The organism is Candidatus Aegiribacteria sp. (assembly GCA_021108435.1).
Lineage (GTDB): Bacteria > Fermentibacterota > Fermentibacteria > Fermentibacterales > JCC-6 > Aegiribacteria.
Genome location: JAIOQY010000061.1, coordinates 1 through 24,076, shown reverse-complemented (window position 1 = coordinate 24,076; position 24,076 = coordinate 1). Strand labels below are relative to the sequence as shown.

At 47.5% G+C, this 24,076-nt stretch carries 21 protein-coding genes and 3 tRNA genes; 3 read left to right on the top strand and 21 right to left on the bottom strand.

Annotation, left to right across the window (positions count from 1 at the left end):
- Positions 1-2 precede the first annotated feature (2 nt).
- The 21 genes from murD to nrdR all read right to left on the bottom strand — a co-directional run bounded on the left by murD (position 3) and on the right by nrdR (position 23,662).
- A complete protein-coding gene (gene murD, locus K8R76_03680; protein MCD4847271.1) occupies positions 3-1,346 on the bottom strand; it encodes a UDP-N-acetylmuramoyl-L-alanine--D-glutamate ligase in 1,344 nt (447 codons plus the stop codon).
- 3 nt (positions 1,347-1,349) lie between these two features.
- Entirely contained in the window at positions 1,350-2,510 is a 1,161-nt protein-coding gene (gene mraY / locus K8R76_03675) for a phospho-N-acetylmuramoyl-pentapeptide-transferase (protein MCD4847270.1), read from the bottom strand.
- Positions 2,510-3,826 carry a UDP-N-acetylmuramoyl-tripeptide--D-alanyl-D-alanine ligase gene (murF, locus tag K8R76_03670; GenBank protein MCD4847269.1) on the bottom strand — a complete coding sequence of 439 codons (1,317 nt, stop codon included), beginning with the start codon at positions 3,824-3,826 and terminating at the stop codon, positions 2,510-2,512. The genes mraY and murF overlap by 1 nt, the downstream gene beginning before the upstream one ends.
- Entirely contained in the window at positions 3,820-5,274 is a 1,455-nt protein-coding gene (locus K8R76_03665) for a UDP-N-acetylmuramoyl-L-alanyl-D-glutamate--2,6-diaminopimelate ligase (GenBank protein ID MCD4847268.1), read from the bottom strand. The genes murF and K8R76_03665 overlap by 7 nt, the downstream gene beginning before the upstream one ends.
- Positions 5,271-6,992, bottom strand: coding sequence for a penicillin-binding protein 2 (locus tag K8R76_03660; protein MCD4847267.1), 1,722 nt, complete (start codon positions 6,990-6,992; stop codon positions 5,271-5,273). The genes K8R76_03665 and K8R76_03660 overlap by 4 nt, the downstream gene beginning before the upstream one ends.
- Positions 6,973-7,287 carry a hypothetical protein gene (locus K8R76_03655; GenBank protein MCD4847266.1) on the bottom strand — a complete coding sequence of 105 codons (315 nt, stop codon included), beginning with the start codon at positions 7,285-7,287 and terminating at the stop codon, positions 6,973-6,975. Before K8R76_03655 ends, K8R76_03660 begins: the two co-directional genes overlap by 20 nt.
- Positions 7,284-8,201 carry a 16S rRNA (cytosine(1402)-N(4))-methyltransferase RsmH gene (rsmH, locus tag K8R76_03650; protein MCD4847265.1) on the bottom strand — a complete coding sequence of 306 codons (918 nt, stop codon included), beginning with the start codon at positions 8,199-8,201 and terminating at the stop codon, positions 7,284-7,286. Before rsmH ends, K8R76_03655 begins: the two co-directional genes overlap by 4 nt.
- 37 nt (positions 8,202-8,238) lie before the next feature.
- Positions 8,239-8,679, bottom strand: a complete 441-nt coding sequence (locus K8R76_03645; protein MCD4847264.1) for a division/cell wall cluster transcriptional repressor MraZ — start codon at positions 8,677-8,679, stop codon at positions 8,239-8,241.
- 482 nt (positions 8,680-9,161) lie between these two features.
- Positions 9,162-11,408 carry a polysaccharide biosynthesis tyrosine autokinase gene (locus K8R76_03640; protein ID MCD4847263.1) on the bottom strand — a complete coding sequence of 749 codons (2,247 nt, stop codon included), beginning with the start codon at positions 11,406-11,408 and terminating at the stop codon, positions 9,162-9,164.
- On the bottom strand, positions 11,405-11,833 hold the full coding sequence (locus K8R76_03635) for an SLBB domain-containing protein (protein ID MCD4847262.1): 429 nt from the start codon (positions 11,831-11,833) through the stop codon (positions 11,405-11,407). Before K8R76_03635 ends, K8R76_03640 begins: the two co-directional genes overlap by 4 nt.
- Positions 11,830-13,143, bottom strand: coding sequence for a nucleotide sugar dehydrogenase (locus tag K8R76_03630; protein MCD4847261.1), 1,314 nt, complete (start codon positions 13,141-13,143; stop codon positions 11,830-11,832). The genes K8R76_03635 and K8R76_03630 overlap by 4 nt, the downstream gene beginning before the upstream one ends.
- Positions 13,140-14,444 carry a UDP-glucose/GDP-mannose dehydrogenase family protein gene (locus K8R76_03625; protein MCD4847260.1) on the bottom strand — a complete coding sequence of 435 codons (1,305 nt, stop codon included), beginning with the start codon at positions 14,442-14,444 and terminating at the stop codon, positions 13,140-13,142. Before K8R76_03625 ends, K8R76_03630 begins: the two co-directional genes overlap by 4 nt.
- Before the next feature lie 73 nt (positions 14,445-14,517).
- Positions 14,518-16,395 (bottom strand): selenocysteine-specific translation elongation factor, encoded by a 1,878-nt coding sequence (selB, locus tag K8R76_03620; GenBank protein ID MCD4847259.1) that lies wholly within the window; start codon positions 16,393-16,395, stop codon positions 14,518-14,520.
- Complete coding sequence (gene selA, locus K8R76_03615; GenBank protein MCD4847258.1) at positions 16,386-17,780, bottom strand: L-seryl-tRNA(Sec) selenium transferase; 1,395 nt, start codon at positions 17,778-17,780, stop codon at positions 16,386-16,388. The genes selB and selA overlap by 10 nt, the downstream gene beginning before the upstream one ends.
- A complete protein-coding gene (locus tag K8R76_03610) occupies positions 17,777-18,838 on the bottom strand; it encodes an RnfABCDGE type electron transport complex subunit B (GenBank protein MCD4847257.1) in 1,062 nt (353 codons plus the stop codon). Before K8R76_03610 ends, selA begins: the two co-directional genes overlap by 4 nt.
- Position 18,839: 1 nt before the next feature.
- Entirely contained in the window at positions 18,840-19,460 is a 621-nt protein-coding gene (gene rsxA, locus K8R76_03605) for an electron transport complex subunit RsxA (protein MCD4847256.1), read from the bottom strand.
- A 23-nt stretch (positions 19,461-19,483) separates the two neighbouring features.
- Positions 19,484-20,092, bottom strand: a complete 609-nt coding sequence (locus K8R76_03600; GenBank protein ID MCD4847255.1) for an electron transport complex subunit E — start codon at positions 20,090-20,092, stop codon at positions 19,484-19,486.
- A complete protein-coding gene (locus tag K8R76_03595; GenBank protein ID MCD4847254.1) occupies positions 20,089-20,724 on the bottom strand; it encodes an RnfABCDGE type electron transport complex subunit G in 636 nt (211 codons plus the stop codon). The genes K8R76_03600 and K8R76_03595 overlap by 4 nt, the downstream gene beginning before the upstream one ends.
- Positions 20,717-21,844 carry an RnfABCDGE type electron transport complex subunit D gene (locus K8R76_03590; GenBank protein ID MCD4847253.1) on the bottom strand — a complete coding sequence of 376 codons (1,128 nt, stop codon included), beginning with the start codon at positions 21,842-21,844 and terminating at the stop codon, positions 20,717-20,719. The genes K8R76_03595 and K8R76_03590 overlap by 8 nt, the downstream gene beginning before the upstream one ends.
- Positions 21,845-23,155, bottom strand: a complete 1,311-nt coding sequence (rsxC, locus tag K8R76_03585; protein ID MCD4847252.1) for an electron transport complex subunit RsxC — start codon at positions 23,153-23,155, stop codon at positions 21,845-21,847. It lies immediately after the preceding gene.
- A 54-nt stretch (positions 23,156-23,209) separates the two neighbouring features.
- Positions 23,210-23,662, bottom strand: a complete 453-nt coding sequence (gene nrdR / locus K8R76_03580; GenBank protein ID MCD4847251.1) for a transcriptional regulator NrdR — start codon at positions 23,660-23,662, stop codon at positions 23,210-23,212.
- 129 nt (positions 23,663-23,791) lie between these two features.
- Here nrdR and K8R76_03575 point away from each other — a divergent pair.
- The 3 genes from K8R76_03575 (at position 23,792) to K8R76_03565 (ending at position 24,074) form a co-directional block, all read left to right on the top strand.
- Positions 23,792-23,867, top strand: a tRNA-His gene (locus K8R76_03575).
- Between the two features lie 4 nt (positions 23,868-23,871).
- Positions 23,872-23,947, top strand: a tRNA-Lys gene (locus tag K8R76_03570).
- Between the two features lie 50 nt (positions 23,948-23,997).
- Positions 23,998-24,074 (top strand) — tRNA-Arg (locus tag K8R76_03565).
- The last annotated feature ends 2 nt before the right edge of the window (positions 24,075-24,076 follow it).

Sequence of the window (24,076 nt, the reverse complement as noted above, 5' to 3'; positions counted from 1 at the left end):
CCTCATGTTTCACTCAAGCCCTCCACAAGATCTCTGAAATGCTCTCCACGCTCCTCAAAATTCCTGTACTGATCAAAACTGGCACAGCCTGGTGAAAGAAGCACAACATCACCTTCGTCTGCAACAATTGTCGCTCTGGCAATTGCCTTTTCCATAACTCCCTCAACGAATACTTCGGTTAAGCCAGCCCACGTTTCCTCGAATTCAGCAGCTGCCTCTCCAATGAGTATCAGAACATTAACGCGATCTCTGATAAGCTGTCCAAGGCCACTGTAGTCGGCCTTCTTAACCTGACCACCTGCTATGAGAATTATTGGATTATCAAAACTCTTCAATGCGACCAGGAGCGAATCAGGATTGGTAGATTTGGAGTCATTCACAAATTCGACACCATTTATATTTCTTACACTTTCTAATCTATGAGGTACTCCTGGAAAAGTAGCCAAACCTTCAATCATCTCCCCTGCTTCCAATCCTGCTTTCTTCGCCAGACATGCAACAGCAAGCGCATTAGCAAGGTTATGGGCGCCAGGCAGAGATATCTTTCTGATATCCATTACAAACCGTTCTGCACTGGAACTTGCAAGGAAGAGTGAATTACCTTCAATGAAAGCTCCGTCTCGAACTCTTTTACCAATTCCGAAGAACCACTCCAGACCCATCGTCCTGCCGGCAAGCGGTACCGAACCCGGATCATCTCTGTTAAGTACAAGGACATCAGTATCATGTTGATTCATGAAAATCCCGGTCTTTGCATTCCTGTAACTTTCAATATCACCATGGCGCTGAAGATGATCGGGAGTAACATTGAGTATCGTTGCGGCGAACGGACGGAATATCTCGATAGTCTGTAACTGGTAACTGCTGACTTCAAGCACGAAATACTCGGCATCGTTATTTTCCAGAACAGCAGTACTGAAGGGATATCCCATATTCCCTGCAACACAGGCTTTGACTCCAGCCTTGCGGAGAGTGTAACCAAGCCATTCAACGGTGGTCGTTTTCCCGTTTGAACCGGTAACTGCGATTACCGGGATCTCAGTATGACGAAAGGCGAGTTCAATCTCACCGATTACCGGCAGCCCCATCTCGCTGGCCTTGGAGGGAATTTCTGATTCAGGACTGACACCAGGACTGATAACAAGCCCGTCAAGTGATTCAAGGCTGTTGATTATCCTGTCTCCGGTGATTATTCTGTCGCAGGCTGCACAGGGTTCGACATCTGATCGATCATCGAGTCCGGTGACGGAAAATCCTCTTCTTTTCAGGAGTGCTGCAGCGGCTCTGCCGCTCAGTCCGAGACCGAGTACTCCCGCATTTCGACCACCGTCAGTCCAGTAACCCATGTATCACCTTATCTTCAATGTTGTTAGACCCAGAAGTCCGAGAATCGCAGCAATTATCCAGAATCGGACGACAACTTTACTTTCCATCCATCCGAGCAGTTCGAAATGGTGATGGATAGGCGCCATTCTAAAAACACGTTTACCCGTCCGTTTAAACCAGCTTACCTGTATTACCACGCTCAACACTTCCGCAACAAAGACTCCGCCAACCAGGAAAAGAAGCAATTCGTTTTTCGTGACAACGGCCATTGACCCTATTGCTCCACCGAGAGCCAGAGAACCGGTATCTCCCATAAATACAGATGCTGGAGGAGCATTGAACCATAGAAAACCAAGGCATGCGCCAGCCATCGCCCCGGCAAATACTGAAACTTCACCAACGCCGGGCAGGTATGATAACTGGAGATAATCAGCAAATCTGATATGCCCCAGCACGTAAGCCATCACACCGAAAGCAATAATTGAAATCAGGCTCACTCCTGTGGCCAGACCATCAAGCCCGTCTGTCAAATTGACGGCATTAGCACTCCCTGCAAGAACCAGAGCGACAAACAGGATGTACCAGATTCCCAGATCTATCCGGATTCCCTTCAGGAATGGAACAGCTGTTTCTGTAGAAGTTATGTCTATTTCATCTTTCGATTCAAGATCAATTGTTCGAATAGAAGGAACAATCGACGGATGAGAAGGCTGATCTCCCTGAGCTACCGGGCTGAAGCAGAGCCATGCGCCGAGCGCGATGCCAAGCACAAATTGACCAATAAGTTTGTACTTCCCGATCAATCCTTTTGAACAATGCCTGACTACTTTCAGGTAATCATCCAGCAAACCGATTAATCCCATCCATATTGTTGAGATAAGAACAACCATGAGTGCTCTGTTTCCAAGTACACCCCAGAGGAGAACCGGTATCAGTACTGACATAAGTATGAGAAGTCCTCCCATTGTGGGAGTTCCCCGCTTTTTAAAATGACTTTCCGGACCATCATCTCGAACAGTTTGACCGATCTGATGTCTTTTCAGAAATCTTATCACAGCAGGTCCTGCTGCAAACGCAATTATCAATGCGGTTACAGTGGCTCCTGCAGCCCGGAATGTGATGTACCCGAAAAGGTTGAAGAGTGAAATGGAATCTCTCAGGGGGTACAGAATCCAGTATAACATCAGCTGCCCTCCTCCATGAGCCGTACAAGCTCACTGAGCCTGACGGAGTTGGATCCTTTTACAAGTACGGTACATCCGGGCGTAACAGTTTCCCGCAATATTGAAAGGGCTTCAAGCCAGTCTTCAGCGAAAAGTACTTCTGTGTGAATAACGGTGTTCTTAACGGAATTGTACAGATCACCTGTGATAATCAGGAATTTCAGTCCAAGGGAATCAGCTGTTTCAAGCACCTGACGATGGAACTCCTGAGCCCTTTCTCCAAGCTCTCGCATATCTCCGAGAACAGCAGCACGGTCTCCTGTCATGCTTCCCAGTACGTTCAGACACGCTCTGGTTGAATCAGGATTTGCATTGTAACTCTCATCCAGAATCGTTACATCTCCTGCCTCGACAACCCTTCCTCTTCCGGCATCCGGAGAAACATTTTCCATCGCTCCTGTGGCTGCCTGCGGAGTGACATCAAAGACCTCCGCCATCAATACAGCAGAAACTGCATTTGAAGCATTATGATCACCGGCAAGCTGAAGATTCAGTGTGATATCCCATGGATACAACCTGTAGGAACCATCAACATTTTGTTTAAACCACGCATTACCATTTTCTCCGAAGTACCTGATTGAAAGGTTGCGGTCCAGCGCAGCCCTTTTCAGAATGGGCTCACCAACCGGTATCACACATGTTCCTCCCGGCTCTGTTGTCTGAATAACTTCAGCCTTTGCCTTTGCAATGCCTTCGCGAGAGGGGAAAAATTCCATGTGAGCCAGGCCTACGTTAGTAATCAGACAATCAGTTGGTAATGCGATACTTCCGAGCAGAGTAAGCTCACCGGCATGATTCATACCCATTTCGAGGATAATTATTGAAGGAGGTGGATCAGGGATGTTAAGAACAGTCATTGGAAGACCTAGCTGGTTATTAAGATTCCCGCTGGTGCTGAATACATTATGAGATGTCCTGAGAGCAGCGGTAAGCAACTGTCTGGTAGTTGTCTTGCCGCTTGAACCGGTTATGGCAATCACTCTCGAATCGAGTTGCAGGCGGCGCCATTTCGCTGCATCAAGCAATGCCTGTTCCACGCTGTCTACAAGGATTATTCCATCACGTTTCAAACCCCTGGAGACTACTGCGTATCCTCCATTCTCGATAACTTCATCGGCATAAAGATGCCCGTCGGTTTTCTCCCCTTTCAGAGCAAAAAAGAGAGTTTCGTTCCCGGATAAACGAGAATCGATCACCACGTTCTTAATTGACCCGCTGGAAGTCTCCGGAGAAACCCAGCCTCCGGCTGCGCGGGCAATTTCTTTAACTTTCAGCATTTGAGAACCTTTCTCAGAACTGCAGCAGCTTCTTCACGATCATCAAAATGTATCTTTGTTTTCCCCAGTATCTGGTAATCCTCATGCCCCTTGCCGGCGATAATAACAATGTCTCCGGCAACAGCGGTCTTAATCGCGATTCCTATAGCGGTTCTTCTGTCCGTTTCAACAATAAGCCCGTCTTTCGACGAGAAACCTCTGAGGATGTCCTGAATAATCAAGTCGGGATCCTCAGTACGTGGATTGTCACTGGTGATCACTATGATGTCTGCCAGGCTATCAGCTATTTGCCCCATTAAGGGCCGCTTCGAAACGTCTCTGTCCCCACCGGCACCGAAAACTACTATCACCCTGTTTTCAGTTAGTTCTGATGCCTGCTGTAGAATGCGTTTCAACGCATCAGGTGTGTGAGCGTAGTCAACCGCAACCAGGAAATCCTGCCCCAGTTCAACGGACTCAAATCTTCCGGGAACACCACTGAAATCTTTCATTGATTCTGCAGCTGTGTAAGGATCAAGTCCCAGCGTTACCGCAACGGCGAGAGCACCGGCTGCATTAAAGATATTGAAACGTCCGGGCACATTCATTCGCACCGGAATCTGTATTCCATTCAACGATAATTTGAAGGATACTCGCCCGAGTTCAACAGAAATATCTGAAAGTCGGTAAGTATCGTTTTCTCTGATTCCGAAGGTTTCAGCTCCCTCCAGTGATGGAAATCCGGGAGCATAGGTCCCTATAATCGCCCTGCCGTCCTTTTTAAGCAGTTCAAACAGATGCATCTTGCACCGGAGGTATTCATCCATGGACTCATGGAAATCCAGATGATCCTGACTGATGTTGGTAAAGAGTCCTACATCAAATCTTACTGAATCAACTCTGGCCAGAGCGAGTGCATGACTGGATACTTCCATAACGCAGCACCTGTCACCTGCAGCCACCATCTGATTCATCATCCTGGAGGTTTCGAGTGCTCCGGGTGTAGTCATCGAAGCAGTGATGTCCCTGCCTCCGATCAGGTGGCCAACGGTACCCATAATGCCTGTCTGGAAACCATGTCTCTCCAGTATCCAGGCTAGCATTCTTGAAGTGGATGTTTTCCCGTTAGTGCCTGTAATTCCGATTGAGATGAGATGATCCCAGGGATAATCGAAGAACTTCGCTGAAATGTCTGCAAGCAGTTTTCTGTTATCCCCTGAAAGATTCACCAATACACGTGAATCTTCAGAATCTTCTGAGACACCATGTTCTGTAACCACTGCTACGGCACCTCGTTCAAGCGCCTGCTCAACATATTGATGGCCATCCGTATCAAAACCGGTTACTGCCACAAAAAGAGATCCCTGGGTAACTTCTCTTGAATCCTCCTCAATGGAAGACACTTCAAGTTCTCTCATCTCATCGGAAACAACGATATCGGCGGCTTCAAGAAGGCATTGCAGTTTCATTCAAGCACTCCCGCCATCAGGTCACTTCCGGAAAACTGTCTTCCCAGAGCAAGTTCAGGTTCCACCGCGAGTATCCTTGTTACGATTTCAGAGAATACCGGCGCAGCTGAAGCGCTGCCCCACCTGTATTCAAAATCAGGATCATCTATGAGTACAGAAATTACAAGACTGGGATTTTCGGCCGGAACCATTCCAACGAAAGCGCTCAGATAATCGCTTTCCCCACTCAACCTCTCCGCAGTTCCGGTTTTGCCGGCTACGCTCACTCCGGCAACTGACGCGGAAGCTCCGGTTCCCTCCTCTATAACAGATCTTAAAGCACTTCTTACAGTTGCAGCAGTTCCGCGAGAGACAGGATGTGATCTGACAATTGATTCTTCAGTTACCCACTGATTCTCACTCCACCTGGCATCAAGAAGTCTCGGGTAGAAGAGTGTTCCTCCATTCGCAATCACGCAGTAGGCCAGAGTCAGTTGAAGCGGTGTTACAGTAACCTCCTGCCCGATTGCTATCTGTGCTGCGGAAACTCCGGACCATCCTGAAGATCCTGGGGAGGGCACGATCCCTCTGGATTCTCCCGGATATTCAACCATCGTCAGCGATCCGAAACCAAATCGTCTGCAGTAGCTGCTTAAAGTTGTATCCGCAAGTAAACGTGAAAGCAGGATCGTCCCGACATTGCTGGAATTGATAATAACCTGTTCACCGGTGAGTATTCCAAATTTATGCGCATCGGAAATATTCTCGCCGGAGACTGTGATTCGACCCTCGCTGCAATCAAAGACATCGCCTGCAGCAATAACACCTTCTTCAATGCATGCTGCATAAACAACAAGTTTAAAAGTAGAACCAGGCTCATGATAACCCTGAAAACAGTGATTCATGGCGAGATATCCGTTACCTGCCCGTACAGGGACACTTCCTGCTGCAAGGATTTCTCCGGATGAGGGATCAATGACAACTGCTGCTGCCCAGTCGCTGTTATACATTTCCATGGCGTTTTCAAGTTCCTCCATTACGATGGACTGAAATCTTGAGTCAAGTGTGAGCATGATATCCTGCCCATCCACAACGGAGATATTATCAGCTTCCGGATCCGTAAGATTGAATCTGCCGGCAGCACTCTTCTCAATGAAGAGTTTTCCATCCGTACCCTGGAGAGTCGAATTAAACCAGCTTTCAATTCCCTCTGCGCCTTCACGCGTATGTCTCCCAACAATACCGGAAGCTATATCACCCATCGGATATGTTCTCTCCTGCTCGACATTTGCACTCACTCCTGTCGGCAAACCATCGTTCATAAGGCTGAACGCCTCCTGAAAAGGAACATTTTCCGCAATAATCTGATTACCGGATTGTCTTTCAAGAGGTTGTCTTAAGCCAGCACGTGTATGTTCTCCAAGAACGGAAACAAGACTGTCGACTCTTGATTCTGCCCCTGCCGGTACTTCAGGCCAATAAACCTGAAATGTAACTACAGCTCTGTTCCCGGCAAGAAGATATCCGTTCCTGTCAAGAATTCTTCCTCTCCTCGCCTCTACATTTATCCGGGTAGTGTGCTGAGAGCGTGCTTCATTCGAGTAGAAATCGTGATGGACTATCTGGATGTTGATAAGTCTGCCCGTTATTACAAGAAAACCAATCAGGACAAAAACCATCAGTATCTGCAATCGCGCAGAACGTCTATCAGGAGATATTTCACTGCTCCATACAGACAAACAGCTCACCTCCGCATGTATCAGGCTGTAATTCAACAATCGAAAAATGTTCAAGTGGAATTGGAGCCATACCCAGGTCTTCACCAATATTCTCAAGTCTTTCCGGATTAAGAAGCGTTGCCCTTTCAACAAGCAGTTCGTCTCTTCTCCATCGCAGCTGGCGTCTGATTTCAGTAAGATTTTTATGCCTCATTGAAAGAAGAAGCCTCCAGTTATAGATCCCTGCTTCAAGAACAACCAGAAGAATAAACCCACCTGCAATAACTAACAGAATTCTGCGGAAATTCTTCCTCATAATCGAATTCCCATGCGTAATCTTGCAGATCTTGCGCGAGGGTTCTCCCGGCGCTCATTCTCATCGGGAACAATCCACACCGGGGAAAATTGACTGTAGTATCCGGAATCCCTGAAAAGCAATTTTATTCTTCTGTCCTCTAATGAATGAAAAGTGATGAAGGCAATACGAGCTCCGGATTCAGTCCAGGTGTGAAGATTGTCCAGAAGATTGTCCAGCTGTTCGAGTTCGCTGTTAACAGCAATTCTCAAAGCCTGGAAAACCCTTGAAAGAATTTTAACAGGATTGCCTCGTACACTTCCACGAATGATTGAAGCCAGCTCCTGAGTCGAGTGAACAGGTCTTTCTTTTACTATGGCTTTCGCGATTCGTCTGCTTCTTCCTTCCTCACCGTAATTGTAGATGATATCAGCAATTTCACGCTCAGAGCATTTATTCAGAATCTCATCAACAGTAATACCGGAGGAGCCGTCGAACCGCATATCCAGCGGTCCATCCGATCTGTATGAGAACCCTCTTGATGAGTCATCCAGTTGAATTGAGGAAAGCCCCAGGTCGAATAGAGCACCGGACGCGTATGTAAAACCTATTTCGCTCATAATAACCGGTATCTCCGTATAGCTGGCCTGCCTGACCGTTATACCTGAATCCTGATTGAATCTGTTTCTGAGTATTGATAACGCCACGGGATCACGATCCACTCCAAGCAGACTCATTTTCGGTAATGCTTCTGCCATAGCAGCCAGGTGACCGCCTGCGCCAGCAGTTCCGTCCACAAGTAATCCTTCTGTTCTTCCGCCAGAGAGAAAACTGATTACATTATCGAGTAAAACCGGAACATGCGTTTCTATTTCATCCCCGCGGACATGATCGGAGCTGTACAGGTGGCTTCGGGCAGGCCTGTCTGCGCACATTGAAACCGACCTCCTGATTCAAGGGAGTGATTCCAACTCAGTAAATATCTATCTCAATTTCTTCAACTGCTTCTTCCAGAGAGGATACCTGCTCCTTTTCCCGCCCGGCATAGCGCTCAGCAGACCAGAGTTCAATCGAATCGAGCAGGCCCAGAAAAACCACTTCGTGAGTTACTCCTGCTATGTCGATAAGATCGGATGGAATTGTTATTCTCCCCTGTCCATCGATATAAACCGGGCGGATATACTGCGAGAATTCACGGATAATATCTCTGTGCTTTTTGATGTTTCTTGAAAGGGATGCAAGACCGTCCCTGACCTTCTGCCATTTTTCAGGCGGGTAAAGGATCAGGCTTCCTTCCATACCCTTCCCGATATACAGACCTTCCTTGGGTAATTGCCTGCGGAACTGCGCCGGAACGCTTACCCTGCCCTTGTCATCAAGAGTGTGTATATGTTTCCCCGTGTATTCGCTCATAAGGTATCCTCCAGCTCAATTCTATCCCACAATCTCCCACTGTCAACCCACCCTATGGGATAGTATCCCACCAGAACAGAAGTACATTTCCGCATGAACGTTGTTAGTTATTGATTGATATTATGTTACGCTGTCAGAAAATTTCACAGGGATAACTGGAAGTGTGAATCCGAATATGGATAAGATTCAGTATTTCGATATTGGCGGACGATGAAACGGTTGATCTGTGGGGTAACCCATAGAGAATCTCTTACCCGCATATTTCACCAGCATTCGTTTCTGAAGATCTCTCCAGGAACCACATACTTCTTGCTGTGCTGGTTTCGAAGCGTCGAAAACAGTTGTGGATACGAGGCTTGCGAGTGCAGACTCCACAGGCGTACTTGAATAGTACGTCGAGGATGGATGTGCGAGCATAACGAAGTAGACATATCTGTATTCGTCGCTGTAGTAGAATGTTGGTAAAATATGCGGATTGATGATTAGTTAGTTGATGATGTGCGTTTCTTCCTGGAAAGACCTTGAATCCGGCGTTTTGATCTCTTCCTGGTTTCATCGTCATAGTAGTAATGGTATCTGTAAGTGTAGTAGGTATAGGAAGTGTACATCTTCACGGGATCAAAACCGTTAAGCACAGCGCCAGCAAGGTATGCTGATGTGCGTTTCAGTTTCATCCAGGAAGATTCGAGAACCTTACGGTCGATTTTCTTCGCTCCTACAACCATGAGGGTAGCGTCAACTTCAGTACTCAGCAGTATGGCATCCGTAACGACAGCAACAGGAGGACTGTCCAGAATAATCATATCGAAGGATTTCTTGAGTTCTGAAAGGAGTATTCTGCATTTCCTGCTTCCGAGAAGTTCGGAAGGGTTATGCGGAATGTAACCGCAGGTGAGAACGGAGAGGTTATCAAATGCAGTTTTCTGCACCGCATCCTCAACAGATTTGATTCCGGCTATTGCTTCGGAAACTCCAGGTTCCCTTGAAAGACTGAAAATATTATGAATCACCGGACGCCTGAGATCAGCATCGATCAGCAGAATCTTTGAACCGGTCTGCGCTATGGCGATTGCCAGATTCCCAGCAGTCGTTGATTTCCCCTCTCTCGGACCCGCGCTTGTCACAAGAAGAGAGCGGATACTCCTGTCAGCCCCGCTGAAACGGAGACTCGTCCTTAGATCTCTGTAGGCTTCACTTCCGGCCTGCCTTGGAGCTGTCATCATTATCAGCCCCTGTTTTCCGCTCCGGGCTACAGTTTCAGATCGGGGTATCTTAGGTATAACGCCAACAACCGGAATATCAAGATTCTCAATATCCTCAGGGCTTTTTACCGTTGAATCAAGCTGCTCCTTAAGAAAAATGAAACCTATGCCGGCTGCGAGCCCCGCGAAAATACCAAGCATAAGATTACGTCTGCTGTTCGGTTTGATCATGCCTCCAGGCAGGGCCGTATCCACGATAGTCACATTACCCATCTGACCGGCTTCAGCTATTCTTACTTCCTCATATTTCGTGCGGAGAAGAAGATATATCTGTTCACTTACAGTCCTGTTTCGCTCAAGCCGAACAAGAGTAAGCTCAAGCTCGGGCAGCACTGAGATGCTGTCTTCAAGATCATGTATCACGCTGCGGAGAACGGATTCCTTGATTCTCTCTGCTCTCAACTGCGATTCGATTGAAATCAGATCTGATACTATTCTCTGTACAGATCCGGCTGGATCATCCGGGAATTGAATGTATGCAGCTTCTCCCAGAGCCTGCGTCAGGGCGGTTCTCCTTGCGGCTATTTCATTATCAAGATTCTGTACTACCGCATCATCCTCGTTACCTCCCCTGGCCATAAGAGAAGCACGGGAAGCCTCGAGCGAAGCCAGATCACTTTCCAGCTGAGCAATGAAAGTACTGTTCACTCTTGCGAGATCATCTGCAAGTTCGAGTCTTCCTGTCTCAAGCTGATCCGTGAAGTAATCTCTCTGTGCCTGAAGAGCTCCCTGCTCAGTTCGAGACGTGGCGGCCGCAGTCTCAAACGAGGACAGGCTGCTGACAATATGAGAAGTCTCCGAACTCAGACTGACAATGCCGTGTTCTTCCTTGAATCTTGTCAGAGAGTCTTCATCACTGGCAAGATCAACGTCCATGATAGCGAGCTGCTCTGCCAGGAATTCCCTGACCATCGTATTCTCTCCGCGGGCTTCATTCAGGTTTCTTCTGTAGTACGTATGCACTATGAGATTAGCCATCGTTGCAGCTGCTGCAGGGGAATAACCTGTAGCAGATAACACGAAAAAATCGGTATCCTTCATTACACTGACGGAACTGCTTCCCCGCACCATACCAATAAGTGCTGATCTAAGGTTGCTCTGAGGGGGATCAATCTCTCCAAAAAGAAGTGATACAAGGCTGTCAGAATAAGAAGAACGCATGATTGAATCAGCAACCAGTTCCGCCATGCTTCGGCTCTGAATGATCTGAATCTGATTGTTGCGCATGGGATCCATTTCATACCAGAAGACGCTTGACATATTCAGAGTCTGAGACATCGTGTTACGTGTATTGAAAATGAACGTAGCACTTGATCTGTAAACAGGCCTTGTTCTTTGAGTAACCCAGATACTCGCCAGCACAGATACAATCAGGAAAGCCAGTACAACCCATTTATGACGGTAGAGCAGCCAGAGGTACTCACCTATTCTTATCGATTCCCGCTCGTCTGCTATTTCTGTATTCATCTGTCAATTATTATCCATATAAGGTTAGCAGCAACAACAATTTTATAAGTAAAATCGATAGCTTCTTTCCACCATTCGTAGCTCCTCGTACGAATGTAGATTGTAGCTCCGGGATGAAGGTCAGGTACAGGTTCTCCCTCAGCATCAAGAAAATTGTGCAGATCGTACTCTATTTCAAAGTCTTCGTAGACTATGCTCACATCACCCAGACTGGCGTGCTGAGTAGGTCCGCCTGCAGCGGATATGCCGGCAATGAGATCAGCCTCAACCGGAACAAGATAAGTACCGGGATTTCTAACCTCACCCCAGACATGAATACTCATGAGAATCTCATCGGTTTCCACTCCGGGAACAGTATACCCCTGCAGGCCGGAAGAAGATGCGATAAATACAGCAAAAAACAGCAGTACGGAAGCAATTTTCATGCTTTGACCACTTTCTCCATTCCTTGCGTTATTCCAGCACAGGCGTTCCTTGTGTCAATAACCAGAGAGGAACAATCAACTATCCACTGGTAATCGTAACAGGAATGATTGGTAATGACAACAGCGCAATCGTATTCCTGAAGATTCTCTTCTGTCAACTCGACCGAAACTGGCCTTCTGTGGGTTTGTCTGGTGGCTCCGATGCGGGTAACATAAGGATCGTTATAATCCACACTCGCTCCAAGTTCAAGGAGTTCGTCCATGACCTTGAGTGCGGGAGTTTCTCTAATATCATCGATATCCGGTTTGTAAGCCATTCCAAGAATAAGAATCCTGCTTCCGTTTACGCTTTTCTGTCTTGAGTTCAATGAACGTGATATTGTTGATACTACAAAATCAGGCATGGCAGTATTGATCTCTCCCGCCAGTTCTATGAACCGGGTGGGCATGCCGAATTGGTGTGCCTTCCATGTAAGATAGAACGGATCGATGGGAATACAGTGGCCGCCAAGTCCGGGACCGGGATAGAAAGGTGTATAACCAAAGGGTTTCGTCGACGCGGCTTCTATTACTTCCCAGATATCCACATTCATTCTGGAAGCCAGCATCTTCAGTTCATTCACAAGAGCAATATTGACTGCTCTATAGGTATTCTCCGTGATTTTCGCCATCTCAGCAACCTCAGGAGAACTGACAGTAACAACTTCGTCAACGGCTAATGAATAAACCTTTTCCGCTGCTTCAGCTCCCTCGGCAGTAAGTGCGCCTACAAGTTTCGGGATAGTTCTGGTCGTGTGTATCTTGTTGCCGGGGTCTTCTCTTTCAGGTGAAAAGGCTACAAAAAAGTCCACTCCGGCTTTCATACCGGTCTCTTCAAGAATTGGCACAAGCTTCTCGCGGGTAGTTCCCGGATATGTTGTGGATTCAAGAACTACCAGCTGACCGGGCTCCAGATATCCCGCAACTTCTTTTCCGGTCATGGTTACATAACTCAGATCCGGTTCTCTGGATTCACCAAGCGGGGTCGGAACACAGATTATTATGGCGTCGGCATCCTTCATGCCCGAATAATCAGTAGTACAATTCAGTCTGCCCGTTTCAACCGCTTCGGATATCCGCTCAGAAGGAATTGTCTTAAGGTAACTTTTCCCCTCTTTGATAAAGCGGGGTTTTTCAGGATCTATATCAATGCCTGTGACTCTGCATCCGCCTTTTACGAATTCAAGCGCAAGTGGAAGGCCAACGTACCCCAGGCCGATGATTGCAATTGAAGGGTACTCACGATCTTTCATCCTGTCAGCAAATTTCATACATTTCTCCCGATTCCGTAATAAGAAAACCCTAAATCAATCAGTTTGAAGGGATTGAAAACATTCCTGCCGTCAAATATAACCGGCTGGTTCATAATCTCCATCATTCGTTTGAAATCAGGTTCCCTGAATTCAGTCCACTCTGTTACAAGAACCAATGCGTCGGCTCCTGTTACAGCATCATATGTGGAAGATGCAAATTTAATAGAATCACCGAGAACCCGTTTCGCATTGACCATTGCCTGAGGATCGTATGCGACAATATTCGCTCCCTTCTCAAGCAGACCCTGAATTACTCTAAGAGCAGGGGCATCGCGAATATCATCAGTATTTGGTTTAAAGGAGATTCCCCATATCCCAATAGTCAATCCGGAAAGATCCTCCCCGAAATGATCGACCACTTTACGGACAAGTATCTTTTTCTGAGCCTGATTCACTTCCGTTACAGCTTTGAGTACATGTAATTCATGACCATGCTCAATTGCCGTTTTCTGCAATGCTCGAATGTCCTTCGGAAAGCAGGATCCGCCAAATCCGGCGCCGGGGAAAAGGAAACTGTAACCGATTCGTGTATCTGATCCGATACCAATCCTGATATCATGGATATCCGCTCCAACTGTTTCACACATGTTGGCAATTTCGTTCATGAAGGAAATCCTTGTTGCCAGAAGACTGTTTGCCACGTATTTGGTCATCTCCGCACTCCTGTTGCTCATGACAAGAATGGGATTGTTCGTTCTGACAAAGGGTGAGTACAGCTCACACATTGTCTCAGCCACGGAAGCAGAATCCGTACCGATAATCACGCGGTCAGGTTTCATGAAATCATCAATCGCAGAACCTTCCTTGAGGAATTCAGGATTGCTCACAATGCTGACTTCGTGAGAGGTTTCCTTCTGGATCTGTTCCTTCACAAGATCTCCTGTACCGACTGGAACCGTACTCTTGTTTACAACAATTTTAGGTCCGTCCATATGTTCTGCAATATCCAAAGCAACAGACAGTACATGCTGGAGATCCGCAGATCCATCTTCTCCGGGTGGTGTACCCACTGCAATGAAGATTATTGAACTTTCCTTTATCGCGGATCCTATATCAGTCGTGAAGGTTAGTCGATTCTCAGCGGTATTACGCTTTATCATCTCTTCAAGACCGGGCTCGTAAATGGGGATTATGCTGTTATTCAGGTTGTTGATCTTTTTTTCGTCATTATCAACGCAGATTACATCGTTTCCCATCTCGGAAAGACAGGTGGCTGCAACCAGCCCGACGTAACCACTTCCTACTACCGCAATGTGCATACTACCTCCAGATAGTTATATGTGAGAGAATGGGAAGCATAAGAAGAACATTGATTATTGTAAACTACTGTGACTAACTGGTAAAAATTCTCCGGTCGCTTTTCCGAACAGTCCAGCCTTTTCTATCGAAGAATTCTCCCCACTGCAGTGCGAGCTTCCTGGAAACACCAAGGAAATCCCTGAGTTCAGCTAGAGTGAATCCAGTTTCACCGAATGCTTCAATTACTTTCTCCTTAACAGATTCAGCCTGTTTCGCAGAGATAAGGATTCCCTTTGTTAATTCAAAGAATATCTCGCGTTCGATCAATGAATTGACCAGACCGTCATCACCTGAATCAGTAATTGAAAAACCCTGAATTCCTCCGGAATCCACTTTCCGAATTATCTGCTCCACCAGAGCGGCATATTCCGAAGGGATTCCCTCCGCCTGCGTAGACAGCGCAAACCATTCACTTCGACGTTCAATTCTTCCACTTTCGGTCAAATTCTCAACAACTGACCTGACAAACCATTGAGGATATCCGGACAGTATTCTGCCTGGAGCTGACAGATGTACACCGGGACTTACGGGACAGGTTTCATGATGCTCCTGAATACTGGAAAGAACCTTTTTTTCTGCTTCATCAGCAAGTTGCGAATTAACTGCTCTTTGAGTAGTTCCATCCTTCATCAATTCAGCAGTTCCCTGCTCCTGCAATTCAGCAAATACCACTTGAATCACTTCTGGAGTATTACCTGTCGCACCGGCAGCCTCACTTATGGAAACACCGTCGAATCCGGTCTGCTGCACCATCTCGGAAAGAACAGCGTAAATATCTCCGGACGCAAGTACTTCAAGGTGAGATATCCTTTCCCGGATATGCTTTTTCCTTACTTTTCCTGTTCCTGCTTCGAGAATGATTCCTCCGCCAATCGTAATCACCGGAGAGTAATTCCTGATGACGAATCTGTCACCTGGAAGAGCTACAACCTGAGATTCGAGCTGGAAATGCACAAATCCTGTTGATCCCGGATGCACCACATCGGTTTCCACAGGAACAGCTCGCGCCATGATCTCGGCAGTACCGGTATGCAGCCTTACTCTCTGATACCTCTTCAGAGGCTTTGCTGATTTCAGCAATGTCAATCTTGTATCAAGACTGTTCTTTACCTGAAGAAAACCCGGTTCTGCAACGCAGGAACCATATGACACATCTTCCCGCTGAAGACCAACCAGATTCAGAGCGATCCTGTCACCTGCTGATCCGGACTGCACTTCTTTATTTGCGTTCACCCTTAATTCGCGTACGCGATATGTATTGCCTCCGGGTTGAAGTTCCAGTTTATCTCCAATTTTAACACTGCCCGAAACTGCTGTGCCTCCTATGATCGTGCCAAATCCTTCAAGGATGAAAACCCTGTCAATGTCCAGTCTGAATTTCGTTCCTGTCTGTCGCTGACCGATCTCCTCTTTCATCTGTATCAGTGCTTCCCTGATGTCTTCCATCCCCTTGCCGGTTTCTGAGGATACTCTGATGACGCCTGTTCCCTCAAAAGGAGTATTCTGAAGAAAATCAACGATATCAGCTTCAGCCAGATCCTGCATTTCCGGACTCACGAGATCACATTTTGTCAGCGCAACAATTCCCTTATTAACTCCGAGAAGTCTGAGAATGTCAAGATGTTCGGCTGTCTGAGGCATTACACCCTCATCCGCTGCCACAACAAGCAGAAAACAATCAACTGTTGCAACACCTGCTACCATTTGCCGAATGAATTTTTCATGTCCGGGAACATCAATGAAGGAAAGTACATCGCCATCAGGCATTGGCATGAAAACATATCCAAGCTCGATCGTTATTCCCCGTTCTTTCTCTTCTTTTAATCTGTCGGGATCTGTTCCGGTGAGATACTTCACCAGTGAACTCTTGCCATGATCAATATGACCGGCAGTACCGACGATTACGCCCATAGATCTTCCGCCAGCGTATTTACCAGAGCCGCGAGTATTTCGGCTTCACCCGGCTGTAATGTTCTCATATCGAATTTCAGGAGACCATCCTCGATCCGCGAGGCAACGGCAGGTGACCCAAGGCGCAATCTATGGGCAAGAAGCTCTGTATCAGGACACGAGACAGCAGCTCCCCATGAAGGAATGGCATGATCCGGAAGAGCGCCGCTGCCTACATAACTGTCTGTTTCGATGACAGTCACGGAGCAGGAGTTCGGAAGTTCAAGCATTGAAACGAATTCATCCGCAATCTTTTTCAGCTCACTTTTTTTAACAGCAAACATCCTGTAAAGGGGATGATTGGCAATAAGGTATTCCGGATCTTCTCTGAAAAGGACAAGAGCGGCCTCCAGCGCGGCTATTGTGAGTTTCCCAACTCTCAATGCTCTGGCCAGGGGATGCTTCTTTATCATATCGATGTACTTCTTCTGTCCCGATATAATCCCGGACTGCGGGCCTCCTATCAGTTTATCACCGGAGCTTGTAACAACCGCTGCGCCGGTTTCGATACTGCTTCGCACCGTAGGTTCCGACGGAAGTCCGAAATGCTTCAAATCAACGTATGAACCAGCTCCAAGATCGTCCACTACAGGGATATCAGACTCTCTTCCGAGTTTGACAAGGTCCTCCAGTGGAACTTCACCGGAGAATCCCCTGATCCTGTAATTCGAAGGATGAACACGAAGTATCACCGCTGTATTCTCATTGACAGCTTCGCGATAATCTTTGAGATGCGTTCTGTTCGTGCAGCCAATTTCCCGCATATGGGCGCCACTCTGTTTCATGACTTCAGGTATCCGGAAAGATCCCCCGATCTCAACAAGCTGCCCCCTGGAAACTATTACCTCTCTGCCCCGCGCCAGAGCGGAAAGAACCAGTAGTGTAGCGCCTGCATTGTTGTTGGCAATTGTAGCCGCTTCTGACCCTGTCAGTTCGCAGATCAGTTTCTCTGTATGAATATCGCGATGTCCTCTTCTGCCGGTTTCTTCGTCCCATTGAAGCACACTGTAACCTTTCGCTACTCTGTATACTGCCTCAATCGACCGCTCAGGGAGACATGCTCTTCCAATGGCGGTATGCAGAATTACACCTGTAGCATTGATAATATTTTTCATGCTCGAATCGGTAAGGCTTCTGTGCTCACTGACCAGATGTTTTTTCAACTCTTCAGTTGAAGAGGGGACGCCTCCATCGAGAATCCTTTCTCGCTCAGCTTCCAGTGTCTTCCGACAGGCTTCACGAACAGCAGCAGGGGCAGCATCTGGAATTTCACTCCGAAGCTCTTCTGCAAGTTCGTGAACAGCGGGTAACTCTCTCAATCTGCTGTTGATCTCGTTTTCCTTCACACTCTGAACTCCTGCCCGTGCTGGTATGATTTTGCCCCTATCATGCGAATGGAGTTCTTTGGACAGGTAGAAACACAAATACCGCAGCCGACGCACTTCTCACTGTCGACTTCATGCTTTTCCTTCAGCTCTCCATGAATCGCGTCTACAGGACATGCCTTTGTGCACAGCGTACATCCGATACAGCTTCCGTCGATATACGCCTTCGGTCTGGCGGGAGCGGTATCAAGAATCGCACCGGTTGGACATACCGTAGCACACACCCCGCAATTGATACATTTGTCGGGATCGATTTCCGCCAGAAAATCCTCAACGGTAATAGCTTCAACCGGACAGATTTTTATGCATTTCCTGCATCCGATACAGGCCATTGTACATGCTTTTCTCGCAATAGCACCTTTATCAAGACTTGCACAGGCAACAACAACTTCCCTGTTCACAGGCCATAGTTCAATAATATCCTTCGGACAGATTTCTACGCACTTACCGCACCCGGTACACGCGTTCTTGTCCACTATCGGGATACCATTCTCACCAATCACTATAGCATCAAAAAGGCAGACTTCAACGCAGTCGCCAAATCCAAGGCATCCGTAAGAACAGGTTTTCTGACCGCCCATTATCAGGGTAGCGGATACGCAGTCAGGGGGACCGTGATATTCGAATTCATCTCTGGCTGAGTGTCCGCCGTTGCAGTGAACCAGAGCCACCAGTTTCGCACTGTCAGATAACTCCACTCCAACAGCTTCAGCTATTTTAGCATTTATGGATTCACTCGCTGCAACGCATCCTCCGGGTGGTGCAATACCCTTGGCTACCGCTTCCGCGAATTGATTACAACCCGGATAAGCACACCCTCCACAATTAACGCCGGGCAAAAGAGCACTGATCTTTTCTACCAGCGGATCCTTCGGGACAGCAAGTTTAAATGCTGCGAATGCAAGACCGAGCCCCAGAAGAAGCCCCATTGCGCCAAGGACAATTATGGGATTCACGATTGCATCTCCAAGTGAATCCTGACTTACCAATACTTTAAGCAGAATCAGACCTGCATTCATGTCAGCCTCCCAGTCCGGCGAAACCAAGAAAGGCTATAGACATCACTCCCGCAATCAGAAAAGCCATCGGTTTCCCTCGCAATGCAGGGGGTACATTCGCCAGCTCAAGCCGTTGTCTTAAACCAGCCATGAGAATCAAGGCTAGCGTGAAACCTATTCCCGCAGCTATGGCATTCACCAGAGAATAACCCAGGCTGTACTTCTCATCGATATTCAGTACGGCCACTCCGAGGATAGCGCAATTCGTAGTTATCAGCGGCAGGAAAATACCAAGCGCCCTGTAAAGAGAGGGACTGAATTTCTGAAGAATCATCTCAACAAGCTGAACAAGCGAAGCTATTATCAGAATAAACGCGATGGTCCTGAGATATCCAAGATTCAAAGGAACGAGGAGCATGTTATAAACGGACCAGGAGCCAAGGGTCGCCAGAGTCATGACGAAGATAACCGCAGCTCCCATTCCAATCGCTGAATCAAGCTGTTTTGATACTCCGATGAACGGGCAAATCCCGAGGAACCTTGAAAGAACGAAGTTGTTCACAAATATAGCAGCAATAATAATCGCCATCATCCTGCCGAGGTCAAATCCCTGATTACCAGATGAAGGGGCCGCAAGCAGCATTGACAGAAGAGCTGATGCATTCATTATTGACGACCTCCTTTTCTGGTTTCAAGTATCTTGAAGAACCCCATGATGAAACTGAGAAGTATGAAAGCTCCTGGAGCCAGTATCGCTATAAGTAATGGCTGGTTCCGGAATGCAGAACCAAGAACGTCTATATTCAACCATGTTCCATTACCAAGAAGCTCTCTGAAAGTCGCGAGAACAACCATTGCCATGGTGAAGCCGACACCCATCCCGATTCCATCGGCGATCGAACTGAGCACAGGATGCCTGTTGGCAAAACCCTCCGCTCTGCCGAGAATAATACAGTTCACAACGATAAGCGGTATGAAAATTCCGAGACTTTTATGCAGGTCAGGGAGATATGCGTGCATAACCATATCAACCAATGTTACAAAAGTCGCGATAATCACGATATAGCATGGAATCCTGACCTTCGACGGAATCAGATTGCGGAAAAGTGAGACCAGAAAATTCGAAGCGATCAGCACAAATGTTGCAGCAGCACCCATGCCAAGCGCGTTCTCAACAGAAGTAGTCACGGCAAGGAAAGGACACATTCCCAGAGCGAGTTTGAAAACAGGGTTCTCCCTGTAAATCCCATTGGTGAGATCCTTCATCAGGCTCATTCCGCACCTCCTTCCGCAGGTTCTTCATCCAGTGCAATATCATCGTAGAACAATCCGGCTTCACCTATATCCTCAAGTCCTTGTCGGACTGAATTAACAACTGCTCTGGAAGTGATTGTACATCCGGTCATAGCATCAATTGTCCCGCCATCCTTCGAAAGAAGACACTCCGGACCTGTCATTCCGATCAGATGCTCAATCAGTTTGGAGGGTATGACGATATTCGCCCCGAGACCGGGGGTTTCCTGCTGGTTTAGAATTATTGTACCGGCTACTCTTCCATCCATTCGAATTGCCACCATCGTCTGTAATGTGCTTGAATAACCCTTCCCGTAGGCTATGAATACGTAACCGATTCTTGATGTATCAGGAGGCACGTATACTTTTACGACCTGCAGCAGCTCATCGCATGAGGAATAGGGATTTTCGAGATTGCTTATTGAAAGAGAATCAAAAGCCAGGCTGTCATCGGGCATGAGGATTGCGGCTACTTCGGACATGGCGTTCTGTTTCTCGAGTTCCTGCTGTATTTCGATTATTGGTGCGGTACGGCTGTTCACAATTCCAAGAGCCACCGCGGCAATAAGAGCTACAAGCATCAGCACAAGACCCAGTTTAAGCATTTCAATCATTCTCTTTCACCTCCCCGAAAATCTTTGGCCTGGTAAATCGATCAATCAGAGGAGTCACAAGATTCATAAGGAGTATTGAGTATGAACATCCCTCCGGATATCCGCCCCATCTCCTGATAACCATTGTTAACAGTCCCGCTCCAACTCCGAATATGATCCTTCCTTTTGGTGTCACAGGGGTTGTCACCATATCCGAAACCATGAAAAATCCCCCCAGGATAACTCCACCTGCGAGAACATGGAAAAGAGGATCACCGTTAAACCACCCGCTGCCTCCGAATACCCAGGCAAAAAGAGCCACAGTTCCCAGATAACTCAGAGGAAGCCTGATTTCAAGAACACCTCTGATAATAAGGAACAGCGCTCCGGCAAGAAGAAGCAGAACAGAGGTTTCACCAATGCATCCCCCTCTCCTTCCAACAAGGAGATTAAGATAGGTGGATTTCTGCGACAATGCGTGACGTATGCTGGACGCTCTTGCTTCAAGTTCAACAGCTTCTGCATGGTTGCCCTCTTCATTTGCAAGATCAGCGCTTTTGTCCAGATCAAAACTCTGTTTCAGAACGTTCAGAGGAGTAGCTCCGGAAATCGCATCAGCATTCGGCATTTCCAGTAATTCTTCCTGCACGATTCCGTTTGTCTCCCAGGGATTATTCTGTTCGTTTCTCCACTCTTCAGGTGCTGTCCATCCGGCGGTCATCAGAATTGGAAAACTTGCCATCAGAAAAGCACGACCAAGAAGAGCGGGATTCACGATATTATGCCCAAGGCCTCCGAAAGCCTGCTTGGCAACAACAATCGCAAAGGCAGATCCCAGAACCGGCAGCCACCATGGAACACCTGGTGGTACATTGTACGCCAGAAGAATACCGGTTACAATGGCGCTGCCATCGAACGCAAAGCTGACAGGCCTCTTCATGAACTTCAGACACAGATACTCCGCCAGCACAGCTGTTGCCACACTCAAAGCAACAAGCAGCAGTGCCCCCGGCCCGAAGAACCAGGTCGCGGCTGCCAGCGCAGGAAGCAGGGCTATAATCACATCGAACATGATCTTCCTTGTATTCTGGTGCGTGCCAACATGGGGTGACATTGCAAGTTCAAATCGTTTGTGTTCCATTTATGCCCCCTCTCCCTGGCCGGATCGTATAGCGTCCTGAGCCTTCTTGATATAATGAACGAGGTATCTTCCTGCCGGACATACATAACTGCACGATCCACATGCCATGCAGTTCAATGCACCGTATTCCTTTGCCATTCCCCATCGGTCGTTCTCAGCTGCTGTGGCAATCATGCTGGGAACGAGCTTAAGAGGACAGATGTCCACACATTTGCCGCATCTGATACAAGGACCCTCCGCTATATCTCTGACCTCCTGAGGGGATAGAGCAAGAACACCACTTGTGCCCTTGGTCACCGGAACACCATCGGTGTAAAGAGCAATACCCATCATCGGTCCACCGCTGATCAATCTCTCAACATCACCGGAATATCCGCCTGATTCTTCTATGAGATCAGTGAACAGTGTTCCAATACAGGCATCATAGTTGCATGGAGAGGAGACCCCTTTACCTGTTACTGTAATTATCCTTCTGATCGAAGGTTCACCATCTCGAACAGCACCGGCAACCGCGGCTGCAGTTGCGACATTCTGAACAACGACTCCAATATCCAGAGGAAGCCCTCCGGCGGGAACTTCCCTGCCGGTTGCGGCATCAATGAGCTGCTTCTCCGCTCCCTGCGGATATTTAACCTTCAAAGGCAGAACACTGATACCTTTTTTCTCCATGACATCAATTGCCTTCGGCTTATTGACTTCAATTCCGATTACACATCGCTGAACACCCAGAGTGTATGCAAGTATCTCCATACCCAGAATGATATCGTCCGGTCTTTCCAGCATAAGCCGGTCATCAGCCGTAAGATATGGTTCACATTCCACTCCGTTTATCAGCAGAGTATCAATCTTCTTATCGGGAGGAGGGGAAAGCTTCACATAGGTGGGGAAACATGCGCCACCCATTCCTGAAATACCAGCCTGTTTGACTCTTTCGATAATCTCGGCTGGCGAGTGATCGTGAAAATCATCCCATTTCTCGAAAATCTGACCACCCTCTTCGGATTCAGTCTCGATTACTACAACAGGACCGCTCCTCCTGTGAGGCATTGGATAATCCTCAATACCTGTTACCGTTCCGTTAACAGAGGAATGGGTCGGCAAACTGATGAAACCGTTCTGAGCGCCGATCTCCTGTCCCCTGATTACGATATCACCCTTTTTAACAACAGGTTTTGATGGAGCGCCAAGATGCTGACATAAAGGTATCCTGACAATATCGGGAGCAGGAATTTTCCTGATCGATTCGCCGGATGATAGTCCTTTGTTCCCTGGAGGATGAGTACCTCCGCTGAATGTTCTTGCTCTGCTCATACGCCTCCCCTGTGTGCTGCATTGCGTATTGCTGTTAAATAATCTTTAATAAAACTAATCTTTCAGAAGTCTGTCCAGTTCTTCCTTGAACTGAGACACATCCTTGAACTGTCTGTAAACACTTGCGAATCGAACATATGCTACCTGATCAACTTCCTGCAGGAACTCCATAGCACATTCACCAATGAATTTGCCCGTAACTTCATCCGGAAATTCCTCAGTTACTTTCGCGATTATCCTGTCTACCAGATCCTGTAAATCCTCTGCAGCTACAGGTCTCTTTTCACATGCCCTTTCAATACCTTTTTCAAGTTTATGACGATCAAAAGGCTCTCTCCGACCATCGTTCTTGACAACAACAGGAAATGATCTTTCAATGTACTCGTAAGTAGTGAACCTGTATCCGCACTCAGAACACTCGCGTCTTCTGCGTGTGGCTTCACCATCCCTTACTGCGCGGGAATCAATGACTCTGTCGTCAATGCTTGAACAACGGGGGCATTTCATCTTTCAGCTCCGTACAGGATTACATTAAAGTCAGGTTATCTCTATTTTTGAATTACACAAGTCAGCAGAATCATAGTAAATATCCTTGACGAAGAACACCGTTTACAATAGAATCAGCGGGCTTCGATGGTGGGAGTAGTTCAGTTGGTAGAGCCCCTGATTGTGGATCAGGTGGTCGCCGGTTCAAGTCCGGTCTCCCACCCCACAATGCGCTCCTAGCTCAATTGGCAGAGCAACGGACTCTTAATCCGTAGGTTCCGGGTTCGATTCCCGGGGGGCGTACCAAATGCCGTGGGGCACACAAATGCCCCGCGGATGCACATATCCGTTACGGTGCGCCCGTAGCTCAGCTGGATAGAGCAGCGGACTTCTAATCCGCAGGCCACAGGTTCGAATCCTGTCGGGCGTACCAAA